This window comes from Paracoccus sp. TOH (assembly GCF_030388245.1).
Taxonomy (GTDB): Bacteria; Pseudomonadota; Alphaproteobacteria; order Rhodobacterales; family Rhodobacteraceae; genus Paracoccus; species Paracoccus simplex.
In genome coordinates, this window is the sequence record NZ_CP098360.1 from 1,258,820 (window position 1) to 1,275,900 (window position 17,081).

Consider the following 17,081-nt stretch of genomic DNA (forward strand, 5'->3'; position numbering starts at 1 on the left):
GGCGGGGGCTCGGGCCGCAAAACGCCGCGAGTGTGGGATTTTAGCTGCGCGCTGCCGGAGCGCTCTGCGGCTGTTTGCGCTAAAGCAGCCCCTCGCTGCGGAAGCTCAGTTCGCGGGCCTTGCCGATGATCAGATGGTCGTGAACGGCGATTCCCATCACCTCGGCCGCGGCGGCGATGCGGCCGGTCATGGCGATGTCGGCCTGCGAGGGCGTCGGATCGCCCGAGGGATGGTTGTGAACCAGAATCAGCGCGCTGGCATTCAGCTCCAGCGCCCGGCGCATGATCTCGCGCGGATAGACCGGGACATGGTCGACGGTGCCGCGCGCCTGTTCCTCGTCCGCGATCAGCACGTTCTTGCGGTCCAGGTACAGGACGCGGAACTGCTCGATCTCGCGATGCGCCATGGCGGTGTGACAATAGTCCAGCAGCGCGTCCCAGCTGGTCAGCACCGGGCGGTGCATGACGCGCGAGCGCGCCAGGCGCTGCGCTGCCGCCTCGACGATCTTCAGCTCCTGCATCACCGCCTGGCCGACGCCCGAGACCTCGGCCAGCCGCGCGGGTGGGGCCGAGAGCACCCGGTTGAAATCGCCGAACCGGTCGAGCAGCCGCCGCGCCAGCGGCTTCACGTCCTGGCGGGGTATGGCGCGGAACAGCACCAATTCCAGCAATTCGTAATCCGGCATCGCCCCGGCCCCGCCCTGCATGAAGCGGTCGCGCAGCCGGGCGCGGTGATCGGCGATATAGCTGGGCGGGCGGCTGCCGGGTGCCAGGGCGGTGCCTCCGGCAAGCGGCGTCTCGTCCCCCGCAGCGCTCGGGGCGGCGGAGAACAGCGGCAGCGGTGCTTCGTGAAAGGCGCGATTCGGGTCCATGACCGGCAGCCTGCCACGGCAAGGGTAAAGGCCGGGTTAACGCGCGCGATCCCGGCTCCCAGGTCCTTCTCTGTTTTCCAAATACCCGAATCCCGGCGGCGCCAGACGCGCCGGCCTGGCCGGTTCAGCCCTTCATCTCGTCCCAGAAGCCCTTGATCTTCTGGAAGAACCCCTGGGTCTGCGGGTTGTTGTCGGCCTTGATCGCCTCGAATTCGCGCAGCAGATCCCTTTGCCGCGCGGTCAGGTTCACCGGCGTTTCGACCACCAGCTCGATCAGCATGTCGCCCGATTCGCCGTTCAGCCCCGGGCCGTGGCGCAGCGGCGGCATGCCCTTGCCGCGCAGGCGCAATTGCTTGCCGCTCTGCGTGCCGGCCGGCACCTTGACGCGCGAGCGGCCGCCGTCGATGTTCGGCACCTCGATCTCGCCGCCCAGGGCGGCGGTGGCCATGCTGACCGGCACCTGGCAGGCCAGCATCCGGCCGTCGCGGATGAAGATCGGGTGTTCCTTGACCTCGATGAAGATATAGAGATCGCCCGCCGGGCCGCCGCGCATCCCGGCCTCGCCCTCGCCGGCCAGGCGGATGCGGGTGCCGGTCTCGACGCCTGCGGGGATGTTCACCGACAGGGTGCGTTCCTTCTGGACGCGGCCGGCGCCGCGGCATTCCTGACTGGGATTCTTGACGATCTGGCCCTGGCCGTTGCAGGTCGGGCAGGTGCGCTCGACGGTGAAGAAGCCCTGGGTGGCCCGGACCTTGCCCATGCCCGAGCAGGTGGGGCAGGTGGCGGGCTCGACCGCGCCCTCGGCGCCGGTGCCGCTGCAGGCCTCGCAGGCGACCGAGCCGGGCACGTTGATGGTCTTCTGCACGCCGTTATAGGCTTCTTCCAGCGAGACGCGCAGGTTGTAGCGCAAGTCCTGGCCGCGGCTGGAGCGCGCGCGCCCGCCGGCGCCGGGCCGGCGTCCCATCATGTCGCCGAACAGATCCTCGAACACATCGGCGAAGGCCGAGCCGAAATCGCCATGGCCGTTGCCCCGGTGGAAGCCGCCGCCGCCATTCTCGAAGGCGGCATGGCCGAACCGGTCATAAGCGGCCTTCTTCTGGTCGTCCTTCAGGCAGTCATAGGCTTCGTTCACTTCCTTGAACGCCGCCTCCGAGACCTTGCAATCCTTGTTGCGGTCGGGGTGCAACTGCTTTGCCTTGGTGCGGTAGGCCTTCTTGATCTCGTCGGCCGAGGCGCCCCGCTGAACGCCCAGCACCTCGTAGTAATCACGTTTCGCCATGTCGATCGCGTCCGGGGTCTTTCAAGACAGGACCGGCCCGTGCGGGTCTGCAGCGGGCCGGCCGGTTGGGTCACATCGCGCTTACTTGCGCTTGCCTTCGCCGAGATCCTCGAAATCGGCATCGACGATCTCGTCATCCACGTCGCGCGGGCCGGGCTCGCCATCGGCATCGCCCGCGCCGGCCTCGGCCTGGCTGGCCTTGTAGATGGCCTCGCCCAGTTTCATCGAGGCGTCCATCAGGTTCTGGATGCCACCCTTGATCTTGCCGGCATCCTCGGACTTGACGGCCTCTTCCAGCGCGCCGATCGCCAGTTCGATCGCCTCGACGGTCGAACCGTCCACCTTGTCGCCATGTTCTTCCAGCGACTTCTTGGTGGTGTGGATCAGGCTTTCGGCCTGGTTCTTGGCCTCGACCAGCTCCTTGCGCTTCTTGTCGGCCTCGGCATTGGCCTCGGCGTCCTTGACCATCTGGTTGATCTCGTCATCCGACAGCCCGCCCGAGGCCTGGATGGTGATCTTCTGCTCCTTGCCGGTGCCCTTGTCCTTGGCGGAAACCGACACGATGCCGTTGGCGTCGATGTCGAAGGTCACCTCGATCTGCGGCATGCCGCGCGGTGCCGGCGGGATGTTTTCCAGGTTGAACTGGCCCAGCAGCTTGTTGTCGGCGGCCATCTCGCGCTCGCCCTGGAACACGCGGATCGTCACCGCGTTCTGATTGTCCTCGGCGGTCGAGAAGATCTGCGATTTCTTGGTCGGGATGGTGGTGTTGCGGTCGATCAGACGAGTGAAAACGCCGCCCAGGGTCTCGATGCCCAGGGACAGCGGCGTCACGTCGAGCAGGACCACGTCCTTGACGTCGCCTTGCAGCACGCCGGCCTGGATGGCGGCGCCAAGCGCCACGACCTCGTCCGGGTTCACGCCCTTGTGCGGTTCCTTGCCGAAGAAGCTGGTCACTTCCTCGACCACCTTCGGCATCCGGGTCATGCCGCCGACCAGAACGATCTCGTCGATGTCGCCCTTGGACATGCCGGCATCCTTCAGCGCGTCCTGGACCGGCTTCATGGTGCGCTTGATCAGGTCGCCGACCAGGCTTTCCAGCTTGGCGCGGGTCAGCTTCATGACCATGTGCAGCGGCGTGCCCGAGTCCTTGTCCATCGAGATGAACGGCTGGTTGATCTCGGTCTGGCTGGAGCTGGACAGCTCGATCTTGGCCTTCTCGGCGGCTTCCTTGAGCCGCTGCAGCGCCATCTTGTCCTTGGTCAGGTCGACGCCATGCTCTTTCTTGAACTCGTCGGCCAGGTAGTTGACGATGCGCATGTCGAAATCTTCACCGCCCAGGAACGTATCCCCGTTGGTGGATTTCACCTCGAACAGGCCGTCGTCGATTTCCAGGATGGTGATGTCGAAGGTGCCGCCGCCGAGGTCATAGACCGCGATGGTCTTGCTGTCCTTCTTGTCGAGGCCATAGGCCAGCGCGGCCGCGGTCGGCTCGTTGATGATGCGCAGCACTTCCAGGCCCGCGATCTTGCCGGCGTCCTTGGTGGCCTGACGCTGGGCGTCGTTGAAATAGGCGGGCACCGTGATCACGGCCTGCGTCACCGGCTCGCCCAGATAGGATTCGGCGGTTTCCTTCATCTTCTGCAGGATGAAGGCGGAAATCTGGCTGGGGGAGTATTTCTCGCCCCGCACCTCGACCCAGGCGTCGCCATTGCCGCCGTCGACGATGGTATAGGGGACCAGCTTCTTGTCCTTCTCCACCTCGGCATCGGTGGTGCGGCGGCCGATCAGGCGCTTGACGGCGAAGACGGTGTTCGAGGGGTTGGTCACCGCCTGGCGCTTGGCGGGCTGGCCCACCAGCCGCTCGCTGTCGGTGAAGCCGACGATCGAAGGCGTGGTGCGGGCGCCTTCCGAGTTCTCGATGACCTTGGGCTGGCTGCCGTCCATGATGGCGACGCAGCTGTTGGTGGTTCCGAGGTCGATGCCGATGACTTTGGACATGCAATAACCTTTCTTGCGGCGATATTCTGGGCCTTGGGTCCTCAAGCGGCCCCCGAAAACCCGATCCCTGGATTGACCGAAGGGAACCGTGTCCGGGGCCCTCCGAGCTTCATGGGCCTATATAGGAAGGGGTCTGGCGGGCTGCAAGCTGAGCCGAGGGCAGAAAACATGCCCTTGTCGCAGGCGGAAGGGCCGGCGCTTTTGCGGCGGCGGCGGTCGGGCGGAAACCGGCCTCATCGTCCGGCCGACCAGCTGATCGACACCGCCTTGCGGGTGACGAATTCCGCCATCAACCCGATCATCAGCAGCGCCAGCGTGGCATAGACCGGGTATTCCAGCGACGAGTTGCGCGGCGAGTAGTTGATGAAGGCGAAGCCGCGGGTCTGGTCGATGATATGGAACAGCGGGTTCCAGGCGAACAGGTGCAGCATGAAGGAAGGCATGGTGTTGGCGACGAACATCTTGCCCGAGAACACCATGTTGATGCGCTGGTAGAACTGCGTCAGCACCGTCGCCCCCTGCGGCCACCAGGGCCGCAGCGACAGGAAGATCAGCCCGATGCAGCAGCCCGAGAACCACGCCATCAGCAGCATGGCGTAGCAGGCCAGCGGCTTGTCGATATGCACCGGCTCGACCAGGTAGTTATAGGCCGTCAGCACCACCAGCGCCGAGAAGGTTTGCTTGTAGAGCGAGGCCAGCGCCGCGGCCGAGATCAGCACCGCCGTGTTCATCGGCCCGTGCTTCATCATCTGGTTGCTGGGACTGCCGGCATTCGACACCGCGCCGATGGCCTGGGAATGGGCCATGAACATGAAGATGCCGGTCATGATATAGACGATGAAATCGCCGCGGATCGGCGATTTGCGCACCCCGATGATGGTGAACATCAGCCAGAAGCCGGCGATCATCGCCATGGACTGCGCCACGGTCATCACCAGCCCGACCACGGCATTGCGCTGGCCCTTGCGCAGGTTGTTGACCGTGACGTGGTAGATCAGCGACAGCGTGGTGAACGCGGCCTCGACCATGTTGCGGTTGCGGCGCTGGGTGAACATGCTCGGCGGGGTCTTTCCGTTGCGACATGCGGGGCGCTTGCCCTGCGCGGTTCCCGGCATCATAAGGAACGGAACCGCCGGGTTCAATCGGCGCCGCAATCCCGTGGGTTCGGGATGGAAAGGAAAAACCATGCAATTCGATCAATTGATCGCCGAGATGCGTCGCCTGGCCCTGCAGGCCGGGGACGAGATCATGAAGATCTATGGTGCCGAGGATTTCGAGGTGCGGGCGAAATCCGACGCCTCGCCGGTGACCGAGGCCGATGAGGCCGCCGATGCGCTGATCTCGGCCGGGCTGCGCGCCGCCTTCCCCGAGATCCCGCTGGTGACCGAGGAGCAGGCCGCCACCCATGGCCAGAGCCTCTCTACCTTCCTGATCGTCGATCCGCTGGACGGCACCAAGGAATTCGTGCAGCGCCGCGGCGATTTCACCGTCAACATCGCCTATGTCCAGGACGGCGTGCCGCGCCTTGGCGTGGTCTATGCCCCGGCCAAGGGCCGGCTGTTCTATACCAATGCCGAGGGCGGCTCGGTCGAGGAGAAGGGCCCCTTCGGCGAAAAGCCGGGCGAGGTCACGCCCATCGGCGTCAATTCCATGCCCGACAACCGGGCGCTGATGGTCGTCGCCTCGAAATCGCATCGCGATGCGGCGACCGATGACTATATCGCCCGCTACGGGGTGCGCGACATGACCTCGGCCGGCAGCTCGCTGAAGTTCTGCCTGGTGGCGACGGGCGAGGCCGATCTTTACCCGCGCCTCGGCCGCACCATGGAATGGGACACCGCCGCCGGCGATGCCGTGCTGCGCGGCGCGGGTGGCGAGGTGGTGCGCTTCGATGACCACACGGCGCTGAAATACGGCAAGCCCGGTTTCGAGAACCCGTTCTTCATCGCCTTCGCCCCCGGCGTGCTGCTGGTCAAGGACTGATCCCATGTCGGTCGTCATCGTCATTCCCGCCCGCCACGCCTCGACGCGCTATCCCGGCAAGCCGCTGGTCGAGCTGCGCGGCGCCACCGGCGAGGGGCTGAGCCTGATCCGCCGCAGCTGGGCGGCGGCGCGCGCCGTCCAGGGCATCGACCGGGTGATCGTCGCCACCGATGACGAGCGCATCCGCGCCCATGCCGAGGGTTTCGGGGCCGAGGTCGCCATGACCTCGACCGCGGCCCGCAACGGCACCGAACGCTGCGCCGAGGCGGTGGCGAAGCTGGGCCTGACGCATGAGATCGTGGTGAACCTGCAGGGCGACGCGCCGCTGACGCCCGCCTGGTTCGTCGAGGAGCTGGTCGCCGGTCTGCGCGCCGATCCGGGCGCCGATGTGGCGACGCCGGTGCTGCGTTGCTCGGGCGCCATGCGCTCGGACCTGATCGCCGACCGGGTGGCGGGCAGGGTCGGCGGCACCACCGCGGTCTTCGGCCATGATCGGCGGGCGCTGTATTTCTCCAAGGAAGTGATCCCCTATGCCGGCGCGGATTTCGCGCCGAACCAGCCGACGCCGGTGTTTCACCATGTCGGCGTCTATGCCTATCGCCCCGAGGCGCTGGCCGAGTATCCCGGCTGGGACGAGGGACGGCTGGAGGCGCTGGAAGGTCTGGAACAGCTCCGCTTCCTTGAACGCGGCCGCCGCATCCTCTGCGTCGAGGTCGAGGCGCGGGGCCGCGAGTTCTGGGAGCTGAACAACCCCTCGGACGTGCCCAAGCTGGAAGCGATGATGAGCCGGATGGGCCTTGCCTGAGGCGCGGCGGCGGAGTTTTTCCGGCAGCGCGCGGCTGTCACATTTCCGCGCAGAGGGCGTCCTATTCTGGGCGCGGGAAGAAAATTGCCTAGACCTGAAAGGGGAATAAGCAGAAAATCGCTGCAAACCGCCAAAAACTGAATCGCTTTAGTAATTTATGGAACGGCCGCGCCTGCTATGCGCTTGTTGCGGAAGCGTCGACAAAGAGGGATAAGCACCCTGCAGGAGGCGCAGAAATCAGGAGACATGATTCATGAATCGCAAAGTCACCAAGGCCATCTTCCCCGTAGCTGGCCTCGGCACCCGCTTTCTTCCCGCCACGAAAAGTATTCCCAAGGAAATCATGACCTTGGTGGATCGGCCGCTGATCCAATACGCCATCGACGAGGCGCGTGCGGCGGGTATCGAGGAATTCATCTTCGTCACTTCGCGCGGCAAGGGGGCGCTCGAGGATTATTTCGACCATGCCCACGAGCTCGAATCGAGCCTGAAGAAATCCGGCAAGAACGAGCTTCTGGACGTGCTGCGCGGCACCAACATGGATTCGGGCGCCATCGCCTATGTGCGTCAGCACAAGGCCCTGGGGCTTGGCCACGCGGTCTGGTGCGCCCGCCGGCTGCTGGGCAACGAGCCCGTCGCGGTGATCCTGACCGACGACGTGATCATGGGCGAGCCGCCCTGCCTGCAACAGATGGTCGAGGCCTACAAGGAAACCGGCGGCACCATGGTCGCGACCATGGAAGTGCCGACCGAGAAGACCAAGGCTTACGGCGTGCTCGACGTGGCCGAGGACATGGGCGCCATCGTCCGCGCCAAGGGCATGGTCGAGAAACCCAAGGAAAACCCGCCCTCGAACCTTGCCGTGATCGGCCGCTATATCCTGGCGCCGACCGTCATGGACAACCTCAACAAGCTCAAGCAGGGCGCCGGCGGCGAGATCCAGCTGACCGACGCCATCGCCGACGAGATCGAGGAAGGCCGCGACGTCTATGGCCTGCGCTTCCGCGGCCAGCGTTTCGACTGCGGCTCCAAGGCCGGTTTCCTGCAGGCGACCGTGGCCTTCGGCCTGGCGCGCGACGATCTCAAGGACGAGTTCGCGGATTACCTCTCCGACGTCATGGCGATGCGGAAGGCTGCGGAATAAGGCATGGGCGACACGGTTCTGGTCACCGGCGGCGCGGGCTATATCGGCTCGCACGCCTGCAAGGCCTTGCGCGACGCGGGTTTCGTCCCCGTCACCTACGACAACCTCTGCACCGGCTGGCAGGAAGCGGTGAAGTTCGGCCCCTTCGAGCAGGGCGATCTGATGGATCGCGCCCGGCTGGATCAGGTCCTTGCCGCCCACAAGCCCGTCGCCGTGATGCATTTCGCGGCGCTGAGCCAGGTCGGCGAGGCCATGCGCGAGCCCGGGAAGTACTGGCGCGGCAATGTCGGCGCCTCGCTCAACCTGATCGAGGCGACGCTGGCGGCGGGGGTGCGCAACTTCGTCTTCAGCTCGACCTGCGCCACCTATGGCGACCATGACGGCGTGGTGCTGGACGAGGGTACCGCCCAGACGCCGCTGAACGCCTATGGCGCCAGCAAGCGCGCGATCGAGGACATGCTGAAGGATTTCGGCGCCTCGGACGGGTTGCGTTCGGTGATCTTCCGCTATTTCAACGTGGCCGGCGCCGACCCCGAGGCCGAGGTGGGCGAGTTCCACCAGCCCGAGACGCATCTGATCCCGCTGATCTTGGATGCCATCGACGGCAAGCGCGCGGCGTTGACCATTCACGGCACCGATTACCCGACGCCGGACGGCACCTGCATCCGCGACTATGTGCATGTGATGGACCTGGTGGACGCGCATGTGCTGGGGCTGAAATACCTGCTGGACGGCAAGGTGGCGACGGGCGGGCAGGAGGTGTTCTGCCTGGGCACCGGCAACGGCTTCTCGGTGCGTGAGGTGATCGACCATTCCCGGCATGTCACCAACCGCCCGGTGCCGCTGACCGAGGGGCCGCGCCGCGGCGGCGATGCGGTCAAGCTGGTCTCGGGCAGCGAAAAGGCGGTCTCGGTGCTGGGCTGGGATCCGGCGCGCTCGACCCTGCCGCAGATGATCGGCGACGCCTGGCGCTGGCACCAGAACGGCGGTTACGCCCGGTGAACCGCCCCGGCCGGCCCGTTCTGCTGCGGCGGGCGTGGTCGGCCGGGCGGCTGCGCTGGAAACGCCGCAAGCTGATCTGGCGTGCGATCCGGGCGGGGCGCGTGCTGACCCCCGTGGCGGACCGGACCGCGGCGATCCGGCCGGGCGACATCCTGCTGTTCACCACGCTGCGCAACGAGATGCAGCGCCTGCCCGAATTTCTTGCGCATTACCGGCAACTGGGCGTGCGGCACGTCTTGGCGGTGGACAATGCCAGCACCGATGGCAGCGCCGAGTTCCTGCGCGCCCAGCCCGACGTCTCGCTGTGGAGCACCCCCGCCAGCTATCGCGAGGCGCGCTTCGGCCTGGACTGGATGGGGATGCTGCTGCTGCGCCACGGCCATGGCCATTGGTGCGTCTGCGCCGATGCCGACGAGCTGCTGGTCTATCCGCATTGCGACAGCCACGACCTGCGGGCCCTGACCGCGCATCTGGACGCGCGGGGCATTCCCGGCATGGGGGCGCTGATGCTGGACCTGTATCCGCGAGGGCCGCTCGACCAACCTTCGGGCGGGGGCAGCGTCACCGAGGAGCTGCCCTTCTTTGATGCCGGCCCCTATCCCTGCCAGGTGATGCAGCCGCGCCGCAACCGCTGGGTGCAGGGCGGCGTGCGCCAGCGGGTGTTCTTCGCCGATCGGCCGCAGCGGGCGCCGACGCTGAACAAGCTGCCGCTGATCCGCTGGCACTGGCGCTATGCCTATGTGAACTCGACCCATTCCATGCTGCCGCCGCGCCTGAACGACCTTTACGACGGGCCGGGCGATCCGCGGCTGTCGGGGGTGCTGCTGCACAGCAAGTTCCTGCCCGGCATCGTCGAGCGCTCGCGCGAGGAACTGGGCCGCCGGCAGCATTTCGCCGATCCGGACGCCTATGCCGGCTATCACCGGGCGCTGACCGAGGCGCCGGTGCTGTGGCATCCCGGCTCGTTGCGCTATCGCGATTGGCGGCAATTGGCCGAACTGGGGCTGATGGGCGGGACCGGCTGGACCGATTGACCGCCCGCGCCCGGTACGAGGATGAAACCGCTTGCGAAAAACCGCGCCACGAAGCATGTCCCCTAGCATGAGCCGAGACGGTCACATTCAACCCAAGGATGGCATGCGGTGCCCAGGCTGACGCGCTGGCCGATCTGGAAGCGCCTGCGTCGGCGGACCCGGCGGCAATGGCTGATCGGGCGGGCCCTGAACCGCGCCCGCGCCCTGCGGCCGGTGCAGAACCGCACCGATGCCATCCGGCCCGGCGACATCCTGGTCTTTGTCACCCTGCGCAACGAGCTGATCCGGCTGCCCTGGTTCTTCGACCATTACCGCAAGCTGGGGGTGCAGCATTTCCTGGTGGTGGACAATGCCAGCGCCGACGGCAGCGCGGAATGGCTGGCCGGCCAGCTCGACGTCTCGTTGTGGCGGACCGAGGCGAGCTACAAGGAATCGCGTTTCGGCATGGACTGGCTGAACGCGCTGTTGCGGCGCTATGGCAGCGGGCATTGGTGCCTGACCGTCGATCCCGACGAGTTCCTGATCTATCCGCATCACGACACCCGGCCCCTGCAGGCGCTGACCGATTGGCTGGACGCGGGCGGGATCCGGTCCTTTTCGGCCATGCTGCTGGACATGTATCCCAAGGGCTCGCTGGTCTCGCAGCCTTATCGCGCCGGGCAGGATCCGTTCGAGATCGCGCGCTGGTTCGATCCGGCGAATTACACGATCCGCAAGAACTGGGAATATGGCAACCTGTGGATCCAGGGCGGGCCGCGCGGCCGGGCCTTCTTTGCCGACGATCCCGGCAATGGTCCGGCGCTGAACAAGATCCCGCTGGTGCGGTGGGAGCGGTCCTATGCCTATGTCAGCTCGACCCACATGCTGCTGCCGCGTTCGCTGAACATCGTCTATGACGAGCATGGCGGCGAAAAGGCCTCGGGCTGCCTGCTGCATGCCAAGTTCCTGTCCACGTTCGTCGAGAAATCCGCCGAGGAGCTGACCCGGCGGCAGCATTACGCCGACAGCCAGGAATACATGGCCTATCATTCGGGCCTGCAGGACGATCCGGACTTCTGGTGCGAGCAGTCCTGCGAGCTGCAGGACTGGCGCCAGCTCGAGGATCTGGGCCTGATCTCCAAGGGGCACTGGGCATGAGCGGCGGGGGCGAGATCCGGCTGGGCGTGATCATGCTCTGTCACGACGAATTGCCGACCGCCGCCCGCATGGCGCGGGTCTGGGCCGAGGGCGGCGCCTCGGTGGCGGTGCATGTCGATGCCAAGGCGCCGGCCGCCGGGATGGCGGCGATGCGCGGCGCTCTGGCGGATCTGCCGCAGGTGCTGTTCAGCCCCCGGCATTCCTGCGAATGGGGCATGTTCAGCCTGGTGCAGGCCACTCAGGATGCGGCGGCGCTGCTGCTTGACCGCTTCGAGGACCTGACGCATGTGATGGTGGTCTCGGGCTCCTGCCTGCCCTTGCGGCCGGTGCAGGATCTGCGCGCCTTCCTGGCCCTGCATCCCCGGCGCGACTTCATCGAAAGCGTGACCGCGGCGGATGTCGGCTGGACCGTGGGCGGGCTGAACGAGGAACGCTTCACCCTGCACTTTCCCTTCTCGTGGCGGCGCCGGCGCAAGCTGTTCGACCGCTATGTCGCGTTGCAGCGCCGGCTGCGCTACAAGCGCCGCATCCCGCAGGGCCTGGTGCCGCATCTGGGCTCGCAATGGTGGTGCCTGACGCGGCCGACCCTGCGCGCCATCCTGGCCGATCCGCGCCGGGCCGAGTTCGACCGCTATTTCCGCCGGGTCTGGATCCCCGACGAGAGCTATTTCCAGAGCCTGGCCCGCCGGCATTCGCGCAATATCGAAAGCCGTTCGCTGACGCTGGCCAAGTTCGACGGGCAGGGCAAGCCCTATATCTTCTACGACGACCATCTGGGGATGCTGGAACAATCGCGCTGCTTCGTGGCGCGCAAGATCTGGCGCCGCGCCCATCGGCTTTACGCGCATTTCCCGCATGGCGATACGGCCCGTCCCTCGGCCGACGAGCCGCGGCCCGAACGGCTGGACCGGATGATCAGCCAGGCCGTGGCGCGGTGCAGCCTGGGCCGGCCGGGGCTTTACATGCAGAGCCGCTTTCCGCTGAAGGACCGCGAGAACGGCAAGACCTCGGCGGCCTATGGCGTATTGCAGGGCTTCAGCGACCTGTTCCCCGATTTCGAGCCCTGGCTCTCCAGCCGCGTCGATGCCGATGTGCATGGCCACCTGTTCGCGGTCCACGGCGCCGAATTCGCCGGCCGCTCGCCGATCGGGCCGGGGGGGCTGTCGGACAGCGCCGCGCTGCGCGACCTGGACCAGCGCGGTTTCGTCGCCAATCTGATCCGCGTCACCCAGCGGATGCAGGTCTGGCAATTCAGTCCGCGCGACGGGCAAGAGATGAACTGGTTCACCGCCACCGACCCCAATGCGCGGATCTTCGTCATCACCGGCGCCTGGGCGGTGCCGCTGCTGCATTCCGATATGCCCTTCGACGATATCCGCCGCGTCGCCGCCATCCTGCAGCGCACCGAGCTGGCGCAGATGGAGGTGCTGAACTCGGTCTGGCTCAAGGCGCAGACGCAGGTCTGGACCCTGGGCGACTTCTGCGCCCGGCCCGCCGACGCCCTGCGCGGCGTGCTGCGCCAGCTGGGCGGCGATCCCGAAGCGGCGACCAACCTGCCGCCCATGCGCGACGTCGCCGGCATGGGCCGCTTTCTGCAAAGGCTGCGCAATGCCGGCTTGCGGCCGCAGCTGATGGGGGAATTCCCCGCCACCGACATTTCGCCCGCGCCTTCCACACCCGTCCCTGAAGAAAGTTCCGCGCCATGACCCAGCCCTTTCGCAGCTTCGTCATCTTCGCCGAGATGCGCACCGGCTCGAACCTGCTCGAGGCGACGCTGAACGGGGTCAAGCGCGTCACCTGCTTCGGCGAGGCCTTCAACCCCTACATGATGGGTTGGCCCGACAAGGACGCGCTCAAGGGCATCACCATGGCCGAGCGCGACGCCGATCCGCACCGGCTGCTGGCGGCGATCTTCGACAAGCCGAACCACCTGCCGGGATTCCGCTATTTCCACGACCACGACCCGCGGGTCTTCGACGCCATCATGGAGGATCGGGCCTGCGCCAAGATCATCCTGACCCGCAACCCGGTGGACAGCTATGTCTCGACCGCGCTGGCGCGGGCCACCAACCAGTGGAAGCTGAACGAGACCGAGACCCCGATCCCCGCCGCCGCCCGCTTCGACGCCGAGGAATTCCGCCAGGTGGTGGGCGAGATCGAGGCGTTCCAGCTGAAGGTGCTGCACCGCCTGCAGGTCACCGGTCAGGCCGGCTTCTGGCTGGGCTACGAGGATCTGCGCGACGCCGAGGTGATGACCGGGCTGCTGCATTGGCTCGGCCGCACCGACCTCGAGCGGGTCGAGCCGGCCAACGACCAGGTGCCGCAGAACCCGCGCGAGCTTGCCGAGAAGGTCGAGAATTTCGACGAGATGCAGGCGGAGCTGGCACGCCTCGATCCGTTCATGCTGCGCCGCATCCCGAATTTCGAGCCGCGCAAGGGTCCGGCCGTGCCCTCGTTCCTGGGGGCCGAGGCGGGCAAGGGGCTGATCTTCATGCCGATCAAGGGCGGGCCGACCGGCCCGGTCGGGGGTTGGCTGCGGCGGATGGGCGATGTCGCGGGCGATTTCAACCAGAACAGCCTGCGGCAATGGAAGCGCCAGCATGTCGGCCACCGCAGCTTCACCGTGCTGCGCCACCCGCTGCTGCGCGCCTGGGCGGCCTTCGACAGCCTGCTGCGCGGCAAGAATGCCGAGCTGCGCCAGTTGATGCGGCAGATCCATCGCGTCGCCCTGCCGCCGGATCAGGAACTGGCCGGGCTGGACCAGGGCCGCAAGGCCGAACTGTTCGCGGCCTTCCTCGACTTCCTGCGCCGCAACCTGAACGGCCAGACCACGCTGCCGGCCTATCCCGGCTGGGCCAGCCAGTCCGAGGTGCTGGCCGGTTTCGCCCGCTTCGGCGCCCCCGACATGCTGCTGCGCGAATCGGACCTGCCGCGCGACCTGTCCTGGCTTGCCGCCAGCGCCGGCATCCGGGCGCCGGCGGATTTCCCCGATCCCGATCCCTTTCCCGCCTTCCTGAACGAACAGGAACTGCGCGGCGCGGCGAAAAAAGCCTATCTGCGCGATTACGTCGCCTTCGGCTTCGGCGGCCAGCCCTGATCAACCCTGCGGGGTCATGGCCTTGCGCTGGCGGTTGCGTTCAAGACCCAGCCGCCGCTCGCGCCAGATGATCAGGATGCCGGCCAGGATCACCAGCGCGGCGCCGGCCAGCATGGTCAGCGTCGGCGCCTCGCCGAAGACGTACCAGCCGATGGCCAGCGCCAGCAGCATCGAGCAATATTCGAAGGGCGCGATCAGCGAGGCATCGGCAAAGCGATAGGCCAAGGTCAGCAGGATCTGCGCGAGCCCGCCCAGCAGGCCGATGGCGATCAGCGTCAGCGTGGTTTGCAGATCCGTCGCCACCCAGCCGAAGGGCAGGGTCAGCAGTCCCAGCACCGTCGAGGTCAGCGAGAACCAGAACACGATGGCCGAGGTCTGCTCCTCCTGCGCGAGCTTGCGCACGAAGATCATCGCCAGCGCTGTGCAGGCCGCCGCCGACAGCGCCACCATGGCGCCCAGGCTGTGCTGCAGGCCGCCGGTGCCCTGGCCCAGCCGGGGCGACAGCACGATCACCACCCCGACCAGCCCCAGCAGCACCATGCCCAGGCGAAAGGCCCGCACCTCTTCGCCCAGGAACATCGCGGCAAAGATCACCGTCATCAGCGGCGCGGCATAGCCCAGTGTGGTGGCCTCGGGGAAGGGCAGCAGCGCCAGCCCCCAGAAGCTCAGCACCATGGCGCAGGTGCCGATGATGCCGCGATAGAAATGCCCGATCGGGCGAAAGGTGCGCAGCCCGGTGCGCAGGTCGCCCCGCCAGGCCAGCCAGCCCAGGATCACCGGAATGGCGAAGAACGAGCGAAAGAACACCTGCTGGCCCGGCGGCACGCCCAGGCCGTCCTCGGAGGTGGCCTTGACCAGTGTGCCCATCAGCGTGAACACCACGACGCTGAGGCATTTCAGGATGACGCCGCGCAGCGGGCTGTGAGGGATCATGGCAGGCGCTCGCAGGTCCAGCGTGCCGCATCGGCGACGGCGGGGTCGGGGTCGTTCAGCAAGCCATCGGCCACGGGGCGCAGATGCGCAAGCCCCGAATTGCCGATGGCGTAAAGCACGTTCCTGACCATGCGATCGCGGCCGATGCGCTTGATCGGGCTACCCGAGAAGCGTTCGCGGAAGCCCGCGTCGTCGAGCTGCGCCAGCTCGGCCAGCGCCGGGCCGCCATGCGGGCCGTGATAACGCAGCTCGGTCGCGGCTTGCGCGAACTTGTTCCAGGGACAGGCGGCCAGGCAGTCGTCGCAGCCATAGATGCGGTTCCCGAGCATCGGCCGCAGTTCGGGGTCGACCGGCCCCTTGTGCTCGATGGTCAGGTAGGAGATGCAGCGCCGCGCATCCAGCTGATAGGGCGCCGGAAAGGCCCCGGTCGGGCAGGCGTCGAGGCAGGCCCGGCAGGAGCCGCAATGGCTGCGCTCGGCCGCGTCCCGGGGCAGGTCCAGCGTGGTGAAGATCGCGCCCAGGAAGAACCAGCTGCCCAGATCGCGCGACAGCAGGTTGGTGTGCTTGCCCTGCCAGCCCAGCCCCGCCGCCTGCGCCAGCGGCTTTTCCATCACCGGGGCGGTGTCGACGAAAACCTTGATCTCGCAGCCGGTCAGCCCGACCAGCCAGCCGCCCAGCCGTTTCAGCCGCTTCTTGACCAGGTCGTGATAGTCCTTGCCCTGGGCATAGACGCTGACCGCGCCGCGGTCCTTGTAATGGATGACCTCCATCGGGTCATGCTCGGGGGTGTAAAGCTCGGCCAGCATGACGACCGACCGCGCCTCGGGCCAGAGGCCGGCGGGCGAGGCGCGCCAATGCGTCCGTTCGGCCATCCAGCCCATCTGGCCGTGGCGGCCCTGCTCTAGAAAGGCCGCCAGCCGTCCGGGCAAGCCGGGCACCGCATCGGGGGCGCAAATGCCGAGGGCCGAGAAACCCTCGGCCCGCGCCTGACCCTCGAGCCGGGAACGGATCTCGGCCGGGTCGGTCGGCCTAGAAGTCGAGCAGGGCATAATGCGGCGCCGGGTGCACCCCAGGCAGGTGGTCGGCCAGCAGGCTGCGGAAGGCGGGCCGCGACTTGATCTTGGCATACCATTCCTGCACCTCGGCCGAATGGGTCCAGTCCACGTCCGAGATGTAGTCGAGGCAGGACAGATGCGCCGCGGCGGCGAAATCGGCCAGCGTCATCACGTCGCCCGCCAGCCAGCGGCGATGTTCCAGCAGGCTTTTCATGTAGTCGAGATGATAACGGATCGCCGACAGCCCGGCCTTGACGGTGCGCGAATCCGGGTAGCCCAGCCGCATCACCTTCTTCCAGACCCGTTCGGTCATCACCGGCCGGGTCACCTCGGCGTTGAACTTGTCGTCGAACCAGGCGCAGAGCCGGCGGACCTCGTAGCGCTCGATGGCGGCATGGGGCATCAGCGCCGGCTGCGGCTGCACCTCGTCCAGGTATTCGCAGATCGCCTGGCTTTCCGCCAGCAGCCGCCCGTCCATGCGCAGCACCGGCAGCTTGCCCGCCGGGTTGCGGCGCAGGATCTCGGACCCCGGCTCCCAGAAGCGGTCCTCGACCAGCTCGACCTCGATCCGCTTTTCGGCCAGCACCAGCCGGACCTTGCGGCAGAACGGCGACAGGGCGACGTGGTAAAGGCGGATGGTGGAACTGGGCGAGGAAGTATTCATGAGGGGAAACCGTTCGTTCGCGGGCTTCCGGTTGATACGCCCGGGCGCGCGCGGATTCAACCGTCCTGGCGCTGCGGGG

General features: G+C 67.0%; 15 protein-coding genes. 8 read left to right on the top strand and 7 right to left on the bottom strand.

Annotated elements, in window-relative coordinates; genetic code table 11:
- Positions 1-79: 79 nt before the first annotated feature.
- The 4 genes from radC to NBE95_RS06265 all read right to left on the bottom strand — a co-directional run bounded on the left by radC (position 80) and on the right by NBE95_RS06265 (position 5,203).
- Positions 80-871: a DNA repair protein RadC gene (gene radC, locus NBE95_RS06250; protein ID WP_289893050.1), complete on the bottom strand. Its 792-nt coding sequence runs from the start codon at positions 869-871 to the stop codon at positions 80-82.
- Positions 872-995: 124 nt separating this feature from the next.
- Positions 996-2,150: a molecular chaperone DnaJ gene (gene dnaJ / locus NBE95_RS06255; RefSeq protein ID WP_289893051.1), complete on the bottom strand. Its 1,155-nt coding sequence runs from the start codon at positions 2,148-2,150 to the stop codon at positions 996-998.
- An 81-nt stretch (positions 2,151-2,231) separates the two neighbouring features.
- Positions 2,232-4,148 (bottom strand): molecular chaperone DnaK, encoded by a 1,917-nt coding sequence (gene dnaK / locus NBE95_RS06260; protein WP_289893052.1) that lies wholly within the window; start codon positions 4,146-4,148, stop codon positions 2,232-2,234.
- Between the two features lie 233 nt (positions 4,149-4,381).
- A complete protein-coding gene (locus NBE95_RS06265) occupies positions 4,382-5,203 on the bottom strand; it encodes an ABC transporter permease (RefSeq protein WP_289893054.1) in 822 nt (273 codons plus the stop codon).
- Positions 5,204-5,333: 130 nt separating this feature from the next.
- Between NBE95_RS06265 and cysQ the strand changes: the two genes are divergently transcribed.
- From cysQ to NBE95_RS06305, 8 genes are all read left to right on the top strand, one after another.
- Positions 5,334-6,131: a 3'(2'),5'-bisphosphate nucleotidase CysQ gene (cysQ, locus tag NBE95_RS06270; protein ID WP_289893055.1), complete on the top strand. Its 798-nt coding sequence runs from the start codon at positions 5,334-5,336 to the stop codon at positions 6,129-6,131.
- Between the two features lie 4 nt (positions 6,132-6,135).
- Positions 6,136-6,936, top strand: a complete 801-nt coding sequence (locus NBE95_RS06275; protein ID WP_289893056.1) for a manno-octulosonate cytidylyltransferase — start codon at positions 6,136-6,138, stop codon at positions 6,934-6,936.
- A gap of 253 nt (positions 6,937-7,189) precedes the next feature.
- Positions 7,190-8,080, top strand: a complete 891-nt coding sequence (locus tag NBE95_RS06280; protein WP_019352815.1) for a UTP--glucose-1-phosphate uridylyltransferase — start codon at positions 7,190-7,192, stop codon at positions 8,078-8,080.
- A gap of 3 nt (positions 8,081-8,083) precedes the next feature.
- Positions 8,084-9,082 (top strand): UDP-glucose 4-epimerase GalE, encoded by a 999-nt coding sequence (galE, locus tag NBE95_RS06285; RefSeq protein ID WP_289893057.1) that lies wholly within the window; start codon positions 8,084-8,086, stop codon positions 9,080-9,082.
- Positions 9,079-10,116: a glycosyltransferase family 2 protein gene (locus tag NBE95_RS06290; protein WP_289893058.1), complete on the top strand. Its 1,038-nt coding sequence runs from the start codon at positions 9,079-9,081 to the stop codon at positions 10,114-10,116. The genes galE and NBE95_RS06290 overlap by 4 nt, the downstream gene beginning before the upstream one ends.
- A gap of 108 nt (positions 10,117-10,224) precedes the next feature.
- Entirely contained in the window at positions 10,225-11,253 is a 1,029-nt protein-coding gene (locus NBE95_RS06295; protein ID WP_289893059.1) for a glycosyltransferase family 2 protein, read from the top strand.
- Positions 11,250-12,959 (top strand): beta-1,6-N-acetylglucosaminyltransferase, encoded by a 1,710-nt coding sequence (locus tag NBE95_RS06300; RefSeq protein ID WP_289893060.1) that lies wholly within the window; start codon positions 11,250-11,252, stop codon positions 12,957-12,959. The genes NBE95_RS06295 and NBE95_RS06300 overlap by 4 nt, the downstream gene beginning before the upstream one ends.
- On the top strand, positions 12,956-14,350 hold the full coding sequence (locus NBE95_RS06305) for a hypothetical protein (RefSeq protein ID WP_289893061.1): 1,395 nt from the start codon (positions 12,956-12,958) through the stop codon (positions 14,348-14,350). Before NBE95_RS06300 ends, NBE95_RS06305 begins: the two co-directional genes overlap by 4 nt.
- Here the strand turns inward: NBE95_RS06305 and NBE95_RS06310 are convergent, their stop codons facing one another.
- The 3 genes from NBE95_RS06310 to NBE95_RS06320 are packed head-to-tail and all read right to left on the bottom strand — an operon-like array spanning position 14,351 to position 17,002.
- Positions 14,351-15,283, bottom strand: coding sequence for a DMT family transporter (locus NBE95_RS06310; RefSeq protein ID WP_289893062.1), 933 nt, complete (start codon positions 15,281-15,283; stop codon positions 14,351-14,353).
- The gene (gene queG, locus NBE95_RS06315) at positions 15,280-16,332 is read right to left on the bottom strand and encodes a tRNA epoxyqueuosine(34) reductase QueG (protein ID WP_289893063.1); all 1,053 of its coding nucleotides are present in this window, start codon (positions 16,330-16,332) and stop codon (positions 15,280-15,282) included. The genes NBE95_RS06310 and queG overlap by 4 nt, the downstream gene beginning before the upstream one ends.
- Positions 16,313-17,002 carry a glutathione S-transferase family protein gene (locus NBE95_RS06320; RefSeq protein ID WP_289893064.1) on the bottom strand — a complete coding sequence of 230 codons (690 nt, stop codon included), beginning with the start codon at positions 17,000-17,002 and terminating at the stop codon, positions 16,313-16,315. The genes queG and NBE95_RS06320 overlap by 20 nt, the downstream gene beginning before the upstream one ends.
- Positions 17,003-17,081 lie beyond the last annotated feature (79 nt).

Bases quoted from the DNA above. Each gene is read 5' to 3' on its own strand.
- radC (WP_289893050.1), bottom strand. From the start codon at position 871: ATGGACCCGAATCGCGCCTTTCACGAAGCACCGCTGCCGCTGTTCTCC.
- dnaJ (WP_289893051.1), bottom strand. From the start codon at position 2,150: ATGGCGAAACGTGATTACTACGAGGTGCTGGGCGTTCAGCGGGGCGCC.
- dnaK (WP_289893052.1), bottom strand. From the start codon at position 4,148: ATGTCCAAAGTCATCGGCATCGACCTCGGAACCACCAACAGCTGCGTC.
- NBE95_RS06265 (WP_289893054.1), bottom strand. From the start codon at position 5,203: ATGTTCACCCAGCGCCGCAACCGCAACATGGTCGAGGCCGCGTTCACC.
- cysQ (WP_289893055.1), top strand. From the start codon at position 5,334: ATGCAATTCGATCAATTGATCGCCGAGATGCGTCGCCTGGCCCTGCAG.
- NBE95_RS06275 (WP_289893056.1), top strand. From the start codon at position 6,136: ATGTCGGTCGTCATCGTCATTCCCGCCCGCCACGCCTCGACGCGCTAT.
- NBE95_RS06280 (WP_019352815.1), top strand. From the start codon at position 7,190: ATGAATCGCAAAGTCACCAAGGCCATCTTCCCCGTAGCTGGCCTCGGC.
- galE (WP_289893057.1), top strand. From the start codon at position 8,084: ATGGGCGACACGGTTCTGGTCACCGGCGGCGCGGGCTATATCGGCTCG.
- NBE95_RS06300 (WP_289893060.1), top strand. From the start codon at position 11,250: ATGAGCGGCGGGGGCGAGATCCGGCTGGGCGTGATCATGCTCTGTCAC.
- NBE95_RS06305 (WP_289893061.1), top strand. From the start codon at position 12,956: ATGACCCAGCCCTTTCGCAGCTTCGTCATCTTCGCCGAGATGCGCACC.
- NBE95_RS06310 (WP_289893062.1), bottom strand. From the start codon at position 15,283: ATGATCCCTCACAGCCCGCTGCGCGGCGTCATCCTGAAATGCCTCAGC.
- queG (WP_289893063.1), bottom strand. From the start codon at position 16,332: ATGCCCTGCTCGACTTCTAGGCCGACCGACCCGGCCGAGATCCGTTCC.
- NBE95_RS06320 (WP_289893064.1), bottom strand. From the start codon at position 17,002: ATGAATACTTCCTCGCCCAGTTCCACCATCCGCCTTTACCACGTCGCC.